Genomic DNA, 11,588 nt, shown 5'->3' with positions numbered 1-11,588 from the left:
CTGTAGCCCTGTAGCCCTGTAGCCCTGTAGCCCTGTAGCCCGTGGCGTCAGGATACCTTGGGGGGAACGGAGTGACGATCCATCAGGAGGGTTGTGACGGCATTTTTGAAGGGGGTGAAGGCATCTGCCAGGCGCAGACCTGTTTCACGGAGTTGACGGAAAGGAACGCCGTCATGCGTATACAGGGTGGCAATACCGTTTGTGCCCGCAAAAAGGGGCGCTGTGGCAAGGCGATGCTTCTGTTCAAAACGACGTAGGCCTTGTGCCAGACCGGCATCTCCATTTGTGGAAACGTTCCGTGCGACCTCCTGAGAGAGGATTTCCTGCCCGCGGAGGCCCAGATTGAAACCATGGGCGGTAATGGGGTGCATCCCCACAGCGGCATCCCCCACAAGGGCTAGACGGCGGGCTGTGAAGCGATGCGCATAGACCCCTTTCAGCGGGTAGGCGTGACGGGTGCTGACAAGCCGCATTGCGCCCAGACGATTACCAATGCGCTCCATGATTTCTGCATTGAAGGCATCGCGCGGTGCTTCCAGAAGGCGTTTGATATCATCCGAGGGCAAGGTCAGCACCAGAGAGGAGGCCATGCCGTTGACCGGCAGGAGAGCGACGGTCTGGCCTTCATCAAACCACTGCGTTGCAATGTTATGGTGTGGCGAGTCATGCGCCATGCGGCAGACCAGCATGGTGCGTTTGAAATCATGAATAATGGCCCCGATTCCGGCACGCCGACGGGTAGGGGAGAAACGCCCATCTGCCCCGACAACCAGTTGTGCCTGAAGCTGGCCTTTGGAATGATGCACCACGGCCTGTGCAGGGTTCTGCCGTACGGTTTCAACCGTAACCCCGTCTAGCAGCGTGATGCCGGGGCGGGCTGCGGCTGCGGCATAGAGCGCGCGGCGAATGTGATTGTTCGAGACCAGCCAGCCGAGCGCATCGACTCCACGGCCATGCGTATCAAACGTAAGCGGGTGACGAAACTTTCCGGTTTCCACACGCGCTTCCCGAAGTGGGCAGATGGCGGACTGTGGAATATGCTCCCAGGCACCGTTTTCCTGCAAAATGCGGACGGAATGATGCGTAAGAGCAATTTCACGGCCATCAAAGGAGGGTTCTTCCCATACAGCCGCTGGCGCACGTTCCAAAACCGTGACAGAAAGCCCCGCACTTTCAAGAGAAAGCGCTGTGGCAAGCCCAACAGGGCCTCCCCCTATAATGGCAACGTCTGTCTGTGCCGCGGTCTGCATGGTGATCAGTCCTTATCTGCCGCAAAGGTAACCGGAGCACCGGTCCAGTAGGCTGTAAAATCCGCCGGATCCGGCCGGCGGGGAGAAGCGGGTTTGCCGGATGGCGTGCCGACAAAAAGGAACCCGGCAAGTTTATGGGGGGCAGGGAGCCCAATTTCCGCAGCAAGAACGGGATCGTCCACCACATCCCCGGAGACCCAGACACCGCCGAACCCGGTGGCGTGCAGGGCGTTCAAGACGTTCATGGCAGCGGCGGCAACGGCCATTTCCTGTTCCCAAAGTGGGATTTTGTGATCAGGCCGGAGGTGCATGCCCAAGGCAAGGATCATGGGCATGGTTGAAAACCGCTGACGGCGTTTAGTAATTTTTGCTTCTGGAACCTCGGCATCCATGCGTTGCATGCTGGCGACAATCCGTTCCGCCATAAGCGGTCTGGCATCTCCTTCAATCACAACGTAGCGCCATGGGCGGAGTTTACCATGATCTGGTGCCCGCATGGCCGCTGCCAGAATCTCGGAAAGCTGCGCTGCTGAAGGCGCAGGTTCTGCCAGATGGTCTGTAGATGCGCGGCTAAGAAGCATTTCCATAGGGGTCATGATCAGGAAACTCCGGTTCAGGAACAGAAAGCAGTTAATCAGACAGGAAACGGCGGAAGCGCTTTGCCACCCAGCACATGCAGATGGAAATGCGGCACTTCCTGCCCTGCATTCTGCCCTGCATTGGTGATAACGCGGTATCCGCTTTCTTCCAGATTCAGGGCCGCCGCAACCTGCCCCGTGGAGCGCATGACAGCCGCAATTTCTTCAGTGCTGGCATTTTTGCTGAAATCAATAAAGGAAACATAAGGCTGTTTTGGAATAACGATGATATGCACAGGCGCTTTGGGGGCGATATCGTGAAACGCCAGCACCCATTCATTTTCAAACACCTTCTTGCACGGAATGTCTCCACGCAGAATTTTGGCGAAAATGTTGTCCGAATTATAGGGACCTGTTCCGTTGACAGCCATCATTTACCCTTTTTTGCAAAAGTTTCTTTAGGACGTGCTGCTTTTTCAGCAATTCCGCTCACACCTTCACGGCGGCGCAGTTCGGCCCAGACCTCGTCCGGGGTGACGCCAGCATCAACCCATAGAACAATAAGGTGGTAGAGAACATCAGCACTTTCGCCAACCAGAAGATCCTTGCGGCCAGCTACGGCTTCAATCAGACACTCAACGGCTTCTTCACCAAATTTCTGCGCAATCTTGTATGTGCCGCGGGAGAGCAGACGTGCGGAATGGCTTACAGAGGGATCTGTGCCTTTCCGGCTTAGAACCACATCATACAGCCTGTTCAGAACGGTCATGTCTGCCGGTTCGCTCAAAAGATCTGCCGGTAGCATGTCAGGTTTGTGTTCCGGCTGTTTTGCCGCGGCTGCTTTTTTGGACTGACTTTTGACGGCCATCTTGGCGGCTCCTTTGCCCGTTGCCTTGGGAGCAGCTTTTGTGCCCGGTTTGGTGCTGGCTTTCTTGATCATGCGCTTGGATTTGCCTGAAAGGGTGAAGGAGAAGGACGAACCGGCAGTCCGGCTTCAGCCAGCGCCGTTTTAACCTGAGAAACCGTAAACTGGCCAAAATGGAAGACGCTGGCAGCCAGAAGCCCCGTGGCGCCAGCCTGAGCGCCTTCCACAAAATGTTCAAGCGCGCCAACGCCGCCAGAAGCGACAATTGGCAGACGAACGGCCTGTGTGGCGGCTTTCAGCAGGTCAAGATCAAACCCGGAGCGTGTGCCATCACGGTCCATGGAGGTGAGCAGAATTTCTCCCGCCCCACGTTCAGCCACTTCCTTGCACCACTCTATCGCGTCACGCCCGGTGGGGGTACGGCCCCCATGGGTATAAACTTCCCATTTACCAGGAGCGGACTGCCGGGCGTCAATGGCCACAACGACGCATTGGCTGCCAAACTTGCGGGCGGCTTCATTGATCAGTTCGGGGCGGGACACTGCGGCGGAGTTCATGGCGCATTTGTCTGCACCAGCCAGAAGCAGGCGGCGCATGTCTTCTGTGGCGCGCACACCGCCACCTACCGTCAACGGCAGGAAAATCCGCTCTGCAGTGCGGCTGACCACGTCCAGAATCGTGTCACGGTTTTCGTGGCTGGCGGTAATGTCCAGAAAAGTCAGTTCGTCAGCGCCAGCGGCATCATACAGTGCTGCCTGTTCAACCGGGTCCCCCGCATCGCGCAGGGAGACAAAATTGACGCCTTTGACAACGCGTCCGTTTTTGACATCCAGGCAGGGAATAACGCGCAGTTTGAGCATCAGGCCAGAACCTTGAGCGCTTCTGCGGGAGAAACACGGCCATCATACAGAGCACGGCCTACAATCACGCCCTCGATACCGGGAGCCTGATCGGCGGCTTTGCGCAGGGCTGCCAGATGGTCGATCGAGCCAACACCGCCGCTGGCGATAACCGGAATGGTGACCGTATTGGCCAGAGCAACCGTCTGTTCCAGATCAAGACCTTCCAGCATGCCGTCCCGGCTGATCTCCGTGAAAATAATGGCGGCAACGCCTGCTTCCTGCATGCGCAGCGCCAGTTCCGTGGCCTGCATGTCTGAAACTTCTGCCCAGCCTTCCGTGGCGACGTGGCCGGAACGGGCATCAATGCCCGCCACAATGCGGCCCGGAAAGGCGCGGCATGCTTCGCGCACCAGCGCCGGATTTTTTACAGCGACCGAACCAAGAATAACGCGCGTGACGCCAGCTTCCAGCCAGGAGGCAATGGCCTTCATGTCACGCAGTCCCCCGCCAAGCTGCATGGGGACAGTTGATGCTTCCAGAATGGCCCGTACGGCGGGCACGTTGGCGGACTGCCCTGCAAAAGCGCCGTTCAGATCAACGGCATGCAGCCACTTGAACCCGGCATTACACCAGGCACGGGCCTGTGCTGCGGGATCATCTGAATAAACGGTGGCATCTTCCATCTCGCCCCGGCGCAGACGTACGCAGGCGCCATCTTTCAGATCAATGGCGGGGTAAAGCGTCAAAGGGCGGGAAGAGGAGGATGTGTATTCGGCGGGAGCAACGTCTGCCTGGGTCATGCGGGGTGCTTCTGCTGTTGCGGGACGGGCGTTATCAAGAAGTTTGGTAAAGAACAGGCCAGATACGGTCTGATCGCCAATGCGGGCATAGTGTGGATGGGTACCCCACTGTTCAAAACCCGCCTTGCGGAACAGATCAATGGCGGCGGTCTGGGTTTCTGGCACATCCACGTTCAGCACACGGTAGCCCATGCTGCGGGCGGCGTTTTCCACCTCCTGCAACAGGAGGGTGCCTAGCCCCTGCTTCCGGGCATAAGGCGCAACAAACAGGTGCATCAGCGTGACGCACATGGCCTGAGCCTCGTTATTGCGGGCGGCGCGGACCAGTTGCGCACAGCCGACAATCACGCCATCCAGCCGCACGGCAAACAGCATGCGTTCGGGCACCAGAAGCAGCCCTTTGAAATAGCGCGCCAGAACCTGCCGCCCCTGCGGCTGTATCCAGCCAAAACCGCCACCGTCCAGAATGGCGGCATCTACGGCTTCACACAGGGCCTGAAGATCATCTTCATCCAATTTAAGGATACGTTGAACGGGTTTTTTCCGAGACATCAGACCGCCCAGCGTGTTTCAGGCTGCCAAGCCAGAAAATTGGCCAGAATCCGCAGCCCGACGGTCTGGCTTTTTTCAACATGGAACTGCGTGCCCGCCACATTGCCGTTGCAGACAAAGGCGGGCACGGCCCCTCCGTAATCCGTGGTGGCGATCAAGGTCTCCGGCGCAGCCCCTTGCAAGGCATAGGAATGCACAAAATAACCGTGCGGAGCGGTGCCCAGTCCTTCCGTCAAGGGGTGGGGCTGGGTGAGGTTGAGTTCATTCCAGCCCATCTGTGGCAGCCGCAGGCCGGGGGCTTCCATGGGCGCAATGTCTCCCTTTATCCAACCAAAGCCGGGGGTGACGCCGTGTTCCAGCCCGCGCTCGGCCATAAGCTGCATGCCCACGCAGATACCCAGAAAAGGCGTGCCGTTGCGTGTGGCGGTGAGCAGCGCATCCTTCAGGCCCGGCTGCGTATCCAACCCTTGCGCGCAATCCGCAAAGGCTCCCTGACCGGGCAGGACGATACGGTCGGCCTCCAGCACTGCGGAGGGTGAATTGGTAATGGTGACTGTGGCCGCAATGCCAGAGAGTTCGGCCGCGCGTGCTGCTGCGCGTGCTGCGGAAGCCAGATTGCCGCCTTCATAATCAATAACGGCAATGGAGAGAGACTGGGTCATGGGACCTCGCACTTATGGTCCTGTTTGGAAAACGGGCTGGCATACCCCGGAGGGGCAGCGCCCGCTGGATCATTCTGAAACAGGCTGAGCAGGCAGCCACGGCGTGGCGCCAGACCCGGCCCTGTTTACAGCACTCCCTTGGTTGAGGGAATGGCCCCCTGCGCCCGAGGGTCCATCTCAACTGCCATGCGCAGGGCGCGGGCAAGAGCCTTGAACGCGGCTTCTGCAATATGGTGGCAATTTTTACCTGCTTTTTCCGTCAGATGCAGGGTGATCATGCTGGACATGGCAAAGGCGCGGAAAAATTCTTCCACCAGTTCGGTATCCAGTTCACCAATGCGGTCGCGGTCAAAAGTGGCGTCAAATGCCAGATAGGGACGGCCGGAAAGGTCAACCACAGCTTCACACAGCGCTTCATCCAGCGGCACAAGCGCGTGGCCAAAGCGGCGCACACCCCGTTTGTCGCCCAGCGCCTGCCGCAATGCCTGGCCCAGTGCTATCCCGGTATCTTCTACGGTGTGATGACCATCAATATGCAGGTCTCCCCGCACTTTTACCGTCAGATCCAGCAGGCCATGTTTGGCCAGCGCTGTCAGCATATGGTCAAAAAAACCGATGCCGGTATCAATGTCTGCCTGTCCTGATCCATCCAGATCAAGAGTGACGGCAATATCTGTCTCGCTGGTAACGCGATGAAGGGTGGCTTGGCGCGGAGTGCTCATGATGCGGAGTCTATAGCCGAAGAGTGCGGCAGATACCATCATGCATGCGGTGGGGCAGAACCTCTCAGGGAACGTTCTGTTCCAGTTCCGTCAGCCAGAGTGTGGCATTGCCATCAGACGGAGCGCGCCAGTCTCCACGGGGAGAAAGGCTGCCGCCAGCCATGATTTTCGGCCCGTTGGGCATGGCGGAGCGCTTGAACTGACTGGTGGCGAAAAATCGCCGCAGGAAAACGCGCAGCCAATGTTTGATGGTGGGCAGATCATACGTCTTCCGTTCGGCTTGCGGAAAGCCAGGTGGCCACGCGCCTGCATCGGCGTTCTGCCATGCCTGTTGCGCCATGTAGGCGATGCGGGAAGGGGGGAAGCCGTAGCGCAGCACGTAAAACAGGGTAAAATCATGCAGGGCGTAGGGACCAATAATGTCTTCCGTGCTCTGGATGCTTCCATCCGCGCCCGCAGGCACCAGTTCCGGGGAGATTTCCGTGGCCAGAATGGTGGAGAGCAGGGGCGTGACATCAGCCGAGAAATGGCCCGAGGCGATGGCCCAGCGAATGATGTGCTGGATAAGGGTTTTTGGCAGGCCCGCATTCACATTGTAATGGGCCATCTGATCGCCTACGCCATAAGTGCACCAGCCCAGTGCAAGCTCCGAAAGATCGCCGGTGCCAATCACCAGTCCATTATGCATATTGGCCAGCCGGAACAGGAAATCCGTGCGCAGTCCTGCCTGCACGTTCTCAAAAGTGATGTCATGCACGGGCTCGCCTTGTGCAAAGGGATGTTTGATCTCCTTGAGCATAAGGGTAGCTGCGGGGCGGATATCCAGAAGCTCGTTGCCTGTGCCAAGAGCCGCCATAAGGGCCTGCGCACTGGCGAGGGTTTTTTCCGTCGTGCCAAAACCGGGCATGGTGTAGCCCAGCACGGCGGAACGCGGCCAGCCGAGTTCATCTGCGGCGCGCACGGCCACCAACAGCGCCTGCGTGGAATCCAGCCCCCCGGAAATGCCGATGACCATGGTTTTGGCGCCACTGGCGCGCAGGCGTTGCTTGAGGGCGGTTACCTGAATGGTAAAGGCTTCAAAACAGTCCTGCGCCAACCGCGCGGGATCACTTGGCACAAACGGAAAACGTGCAAGTGGGCGGCGCAGTCCCAGGTCTGCCTGTGGTGGGGCGAGTATGAAGGATATTCGCCGCCAGTCTGGCGCGTTGGCTGCCATGGCCTGCGCGTTGGCCGCAAAGGAGCCCATGCGCAGGCGTTCCTGCCGTAACAGCATGAGATCAATATCTGCCGTGACTGTCTGAGCCGTGGAGGGAAAGCGTTCGCTCTCGGCAAGCAGGACACCATTTTCAAAGATGGAAATCTGGCCATCCCACGCCACATCGGTTGTGGATTCGCCAGCGCCTGCGGCGGCGTAAATATAGGCCGCAACGCACCGCGCAGATTGGGACTGGCACAGAAGTGTGCGTGTCTCCGCCTTGCCGACTGTGATGTCACTGGCGGAGGGATTGGCGAGCAGCGTAGCCCCCGCCAGTGCTGCCAACGTGCCGGGCGGGACGGGGACCCACATATCCTCGCAAATTTCCACTCCCAGACAGAACCCGGGTAGATCTGTGGCATCAAACAGCAGATCCGCGCCGAAGGGCACAGCCCTGCCATCAAGAAGGATGCTTTGCCCACGGACTCCTGCACCCGGGGTAAAATGCCGGGCTTCATAAAACTCCCGATAGTTTGGCAGAAAGCTTTTAGGCACGACCCCCAGAATGGTGCCGCGATGCAGAATGACGGCACAATTATACAGGGTGTTGTTGTGGCGAAGGGGAGCACCCACAACCAGAACGGGCAGGAGAGATGCTGACGCTGCAGCAAGGTCTGTCAGCGCTTTTTCCACAGCGTTGAGCAGAGTTTCCTGCTGGCGCAGATCATCAATGGCGTATCCTGACAGCCCAAGTTCGGGGAAGACGCACAAAGCGCATCCTTCTTCCGATGCTGTTTGGGCTGCGGCAAGAATACGCTGCACATTGGTGGCCGGGTCTGCCAGAGAAACAGGAACGGTGCAGGCCGCCACACGGGCAAAGCCCTGATGATACAGGGCGTGAAATGGGGAAACCGGCATGAACAGCCCTCCTGAACCTGAAACGGGCGTCATGATTACAGACAAGCCTTTTTAACGCCAATATGCAGGCGAACCATCCCTCCAAATGGTGATGAGGGAAGGGAGGCAGAGAGGGCTGAAACAAAAGCATAAAAAAATTTGAAATACCCTCTTGCGCGTTTTCTCTTTCCCTCGTAGAAGGTGGCCATCCGATGCGGGCGTAGCTCAGGGGTAGAGCACAACCTTGCCAAGGTTGGGGTCGTGGGTTCGAATCCCATCGCCCGCTCCAGATTTTCCCAAGAAAATCAGGAGCTTAGATGAATGAAAATTTTGTTCATCTAGCTGCATCGTATATCATCAGAATGTAAAAATAAAATCGCTAATGTTTGTCATTATGGCAGGCAGATTTGCGCGCACATTTTTTGAAGAAAAGTAGCCTGAAAGCTCCTGTTAAGCTGAGGCAGGGGAATCGCTTTCTTGAGATGGTCCTTATTTAACGCGATTTACGTCCCATCACAGTCTGCCAGGTCGCTTGTGCCTCACACGAAAACCTATGTGCAGGCACGCCACAAGCATTGGTTGAATCATAAAGTTTAGCCAACCACACAAGACTGACCACTCAGAAGGCGTAGTGGAAAGGCAGACGTGGGAAACATCGAAAAGAGGTCTGAAATCATGCTCTGGATATGACAGCCAGTTCAATTTTAAACCGCTGTCTCTGTTGGTGTGTCGTCTCTGGGGGCAGCGTGGGGGTGTGTCAGGCGCAGCCAAGGGTGCCGTGCTTCCAGAAGTGACACAATCTGAGGTTTGTGATCAGGCGTTTCTGTTACCGCATTCGTCATGGACGATGTGTGGCGGCGGTACTGCGCCAGAATTTCCGGTACATGGACACCAACGAAGCCGCGTTCTGCAAAATTGCACCAGAGGTCAAAGTCCTCCCAGCCCATGGCGTCACGCTGCACATAATAGCCGCCTACGGCTGCCCATGCCCATTTGGCCACCATGGCCATGGCATCAATGTAGTTGGATGGCACAAAGGCAAGAGGTTGAAAGGGACGGTTACCCAGAACGCCGTTATGGATACGGGCACCGAATTGCTCGATTATAGGATAAGCAAAGGCAGCCCCTTCAGTCTTTAGCGCCTCAATAAGGCGCTCACAGGCAGTTGGTGCCAGCCTGTTATCTGCATCCAGTTGCATGACGTAAGGGGTTTCTGTTGCTGCCATACCAATATTGCGTGCGCCGCCAAGGCCTGCGTTGGAAATAGAGCGCAAGACAAGCAGCCGATTGAAACGGGATGTGTGTTTTGCCGCCCATGCCAGAATCAGGGGTACGGAGCCATCGGTGGAGCCGTCATCCACAATAATCAGGTCAAGCATGTCCAGCGTTTGCGCCACGACACTTTCAAGGCCTTCCAGAATGAAATGTTCATAGTTGTAGGAGGTGACCACAACACTCACATCAGCCTGATCCAGTTGGTCATGCAAAAAGAGTGTTTCACTATCCGGTACAACGGGGATAAGAGGTGTCGTGTCTCTGCTGCCGGTTATCAGGCGGGCGCTGGCTTGAGCACACTCCAGCCCGGCACCCATGGAGAGCACGGCATCGCGTGCCAGAAAGCTCAACCGTTCCGGGCCAAAGAACCACAGGGCGCAGTTGAATGCGTTGCAGGCCAGTTTCTGCCGAAGAGCAGGATCGCGAATAAGCGTAAGCAGGCCCTCCCGCCATTCGTCCGCCGTGCTGGCGAGCAAGCCATTCTGCCCGTGTTGGATAATCCGCCGGAAGGGGGCGGTGGGTGAGGCTATGGAACAGACATTTCCAAGCGCTGCTTCAAAGAGCTTGATCTCGCTTTTGGCTTCGCAGAACACATTGTCAGTCTCAAGCGGAATGATGGAAATATCAAACCGGGCCATTTCGGCAGGAAGATCGACAAGAGGCACAAAGGTGCGCCATTCAATTTGTTCTTCCAGCCCGCTCAGTTCAGGAAATTCTTCCATCAGCAGCAGAGGAAGGGTGTCGTTCACTGTAAACAGCACAAGCCGTAGCCGGTTATCTGCCCGCAACAGGTCTGCCAGCACCTGTGAAACAAGTTTGAAGTCTCGTTGATGCGTGCGTGACCCGGCGGCGTATCCAATGCGGATAAGACCATCTGGCCCGATAAGCTGCTTGCGGCGGGCGGCAAGGCGGCCCCGGCGTTGGGTTTCATGATCAAATGTGTTCGGTAGCACCACCACAGGTCTTACGCCGGTCATGAAGAGTTCGTCGGCCAGTTCGAGGGTGGTGGTGAACGCCATGTCACATTTTTCAACGGTTTGTTTGAAATCTGTGAAAATCTGGCAGGTGGTTTCTTCTGTAACTGTCCAGCCGTGACGAATGCCGTCAATAATCTCGATTTTTGCGAGGTCCGGCCGGAAAACCAGATCATCGATGTCAAAAATTGTAGGCTTTCCCTGCTCCTGAAACAGACGCAGCATGATGCTGACATGCTCACTCATGCGGGTACGCCAGATGACAAGGGCATCCGCCCAGTTGACATCATCCGGCCCTACAACAGGGCAATCAAGCACGCGCACTTCAACGCCAGCCGCCGCAAAGGCTGCCGCCATCCGTTCGCACCGATAGATGCGGCCTGTAGTATCCAGCTCTCCGGCAACAAACAGAATCTTGCGCGGCCCGCTGTGAGGGGGCGGAAGAGGCCGATGGGCGGGACGCTGTGGAAGAGAGGGAGGAATGGAAGGAAGAGCTTCCAGAACGGGTGCGTCAGGTAAGGCCGGTGTTACAGGAGGATAGCGCAGAGTGCGCCAAAGACGACGCAGGCGGGAGGGGTGAGGAGTCAGCGTCCGGGCTGTTTCTGCCAGTGCTCTCTGATGGTCCGCCAACTGGGTGGTGATAACCTGGAAGGCGCGTTCTCGTTCTGCCTCGGCCTGTTCGAGCAACTGGATGCGTCGTGTTTGATCCGCAAGGGCGCTGCGGGCGAGGGAAAGTTCTGTCAGGGCGTCTGCCAACGCAATTCTGAGTGCCCGATTGTCTGCAGGAGTCTCCGTCTGCGGGGTGTTGGCCGGAGCAGGAGGGCGTGGATGGAGCGAGCCATGCTCTGCATGGGCCGGAAAAGGAGAGGCCTTGTGCTCTGACAGGTGGGTAGCAGACACTGAGGCGGAGGGACGCTGGGGCATTCTCTTCTTTTCACTTTGAAAACGGCAAGCCGAAACTGAAATCAAATAAACC

General features: G+C 57.4%; 10 protein-coding genes and 1 tRNA gene. 1 reads left to right on the top strand and 10 read right to left on the bottom strand.

The genetic code is table 11. The annotated features are described in order from the left end of the window. Positions 1-47 precede the first annotated feature (47 nt). The 9 genes from ubiM to AD948_RS14580 form a co-directional block, all read right to left on the bottom strand. Positions 48-1,250, bottom strand: coding sequence for a 5-demethoxyubiquinol-8 5-hydroxylase UbiM (gene ubiM, locus AD948_RS14620; RefSeq protein ID WP_061472504.1), 1,203 nt, complete (start codon positions 1,248-1,250; stop codon positions 48-50). 5 nt (positions 1,251-1,255) lie between these two features. After that, the gene (locus AD948_RS14615; RefSeq protein ID WP_058987734.1) at positions 1,256-1,846 is read right to left on the bottom strand and encodes a nitroreductase family protein; all 591 of its coding nucleotides are present in this window, start codon (positions 1,844-1,846) and stop codon (positions 1,256-1,258) included. Positions 1,847-1,884: 38 nt separating this feature from the next. Next, the gene (locus tag AD948_RS14610; RefSeq protein WP_039903556.1) at positions 1,885-2,259 is read right to left on the bottom strand and encodes a histidine triad nucleotide-binding protein; all 375 of its coding nucleotides are present in this window, start codon (positions 2,257-2,259) and stop codon (positions 1,885-1,887) included. Continuing rightward, positions 2,259-2,696, bottom strand: coding sequence for a phosphoribosyl-ATP diphosphatase (locus tag AD948_RS14605; RefSeq protein ID WP_061472509.1), 438 nt, complete (start codon positions 2,694-2,696; stop codon positions 2,259-2,261). Before AD948_RS14605 ends, AD948_RS14610 begins: the two co-directional genes overlap by 1 nt. 68 nt (positions 2,697-2,764) lie before the next feature. After that, a complete protein-coding gene (hisF, locus tag AD948_RS14600; RefSeq protein ID WP_006557736.1) occupies positions 2,765-3,553 on the bottom strand; it encodes an imidazole glycerol phosphate synthase subunit HisF in 789 nt (262 codons plus the stop codon). Continuing rightward, positions 3,553-4,887 (bottom strand): 1-(5-phosphoribosyl)-5-[(5-phosphoribosylamino)methylideneamino]imidazole-4-carboxamide isomerase, encoded by a 1,335-nt coding sequence (gene hisA / locus AD948_RS14595; RefSeq protein ID WP_006557735.1) that lies wholly within the window; start codon positions 4,885-4,887, stop codon positions 3,553-3,555. Before hisA ends, hisF begins: the two co-directional genes overlap by 1 nt. Further along, on the bottom strand, positions 4,887-5,549 hold the full coding sequence (gene hisH / locus AD948_RS14590; RefSeq protein ID WP_061472503.1) for an imidazole glycerol phosphate synthase subunit HisH: 663 nt from the start codon (positions 5,547-5,549) through the stop codon (positions 4,887-4,889). Before hisH ends, hisA begins: the two co-directional genes overlap by 1 nt. Positions 5,550-5,674: 125 nt before the next feature. Continuing rightward, on the bottom strand, positions 5,675-6,271 hold the full coding sequence (gene hisB / locus AD948_RS14585; RefSeq protein ID WP_061472508.1) for an imidazoleglycerol-phosphate dehydratase HisB: 597 nt from the start codon (positions 6,269-6,271) through the stop codon (positions 5,675-5,677). Between the two features lie 64 nt (positions 6,272-6,335). Further along, positions 6,336-8,417: an NAD(+) synthase gene (locus AD948_RS14580; RefSeq protein WP_061472502.1), complete on the bottom strand. Its 2,082-nt coding sequence runs from the start codon at positions 8,415-8,417 to the stop codon at positions 6,336-6,338. A 160-nt stretch (positions 8,418-8,577) separates the two neighbouring features. On the opposite strand from AD948_RS14580, the gene AD948_RS14575 reads away from it, so the two are divergent. After that, positions 8,578-8,652 (top strand) — tRNA-Gly (locus AD948_RS14575). A gap of 415 nt (positions 8,653-9,067) precedes the next feature. Here AD948_RS14575 and AD948_RS14570 read toward each other — a convergent pair. Beyond that, the gene (locus AD948_RS14570) at positions 9,068-11,536 is read right to left on the bottom strand and encodes a glycosyltransferase (protein WP_061472501.1); all 2,469 of its coding nucleotides are present in this window, start codon (positions 11,534-11,536) and stop codon (positions 9,068-9,070) included. Between the last annotated feature and the right edge of the window lie 52 nt (positions 11,537-11,588).

Origin of the sequence: Acetobacter senegalensis (assembly GCF_001580995.1) — a bacterium.
Classification (GTDB): domain Bacteria; phylum Pseudomonadota; class Alphaproteobacteria; order Acetobacterales; family Acetobacteraceae; genus Acetobacter; species Acetobacter senegalensis.
This window is presented reverse-complemented; position numbering and strand designations above follow the sequence as displayed.

Excerpts from the sequence above, each read along its gene's own strand:
- ubiM (WP_061472504.1), bottom strand. The coding sequence starts at position 1,250 with ATGCAGACCGCGGCACAGACAGACGTTGCCATTATAGGGGGAGGCCCT.
- AD948_RS14615 (WP_058987734.1), bottom strand. The coding sequence starts at position 1,846 with ATGACCCCTATGGAAATGCTTCTTAGCCGCGCATCTACAGACCATCTG.
- AD948_RS14610 (WP_039903556.1), bottom strand. The coding sequence starts at position 2,259 with ATGGCTGTCAACGGAACAGGTCCCTATAATTCGGACAACATTTTCGCC.
- AD948_RS14605 (WP_061472509.1), bottom strand. The coding sequence starts at position 2,696 with ATGGCCGTCAAAAGTCAGTCCAAAAAAGCAGCCGCGGCAAAACAGCCG.
- hisF (WP_006557736.1), bottom strand. The coding sequence starts at position 3,553 with ATGCTCAAACTGCGCGTTATTCCCTGCCTGGATGTCAAAAACGGACGC.
- hisA (WP_006557735.1), bottom strand. The coding sequence starts at position 4,887 with ATGTCTCGGAAAAAACCCGTTCAACGTATCCTTAAATTGGATGAAGAT.
- hisH (WP_061472503.1), bottom strand. The coding sequence starts at position 5,549 with ATGACCCAGTCTCTCTCCATTGCCGTTATTGATTATGAAGGCGGCAAT.
- hisB (WP_061472508.1), bottom strand. The coding sequence starts at position 6,271 with ATGAGCACTCCGCGCCAAGCCACCCTTCATCGCGTTACCAGCGAGACA.
- AD948_RS14580 (WP_061472502.1), bottom strand. The coding sequence starts at position 8,417 with ATGACGCCCGTTTCAGGTTCAGGAGGGCTGTTCATGCCGGTTTCCCCA.
- AD948_RS14570 (WP_061472501.1), bottom strand. The coding sequence starts at position 11,536 with ATGCCCCAGCGTCCCTCCGCCTCAGTGTCTGCTACCCACCTGTCAGAG.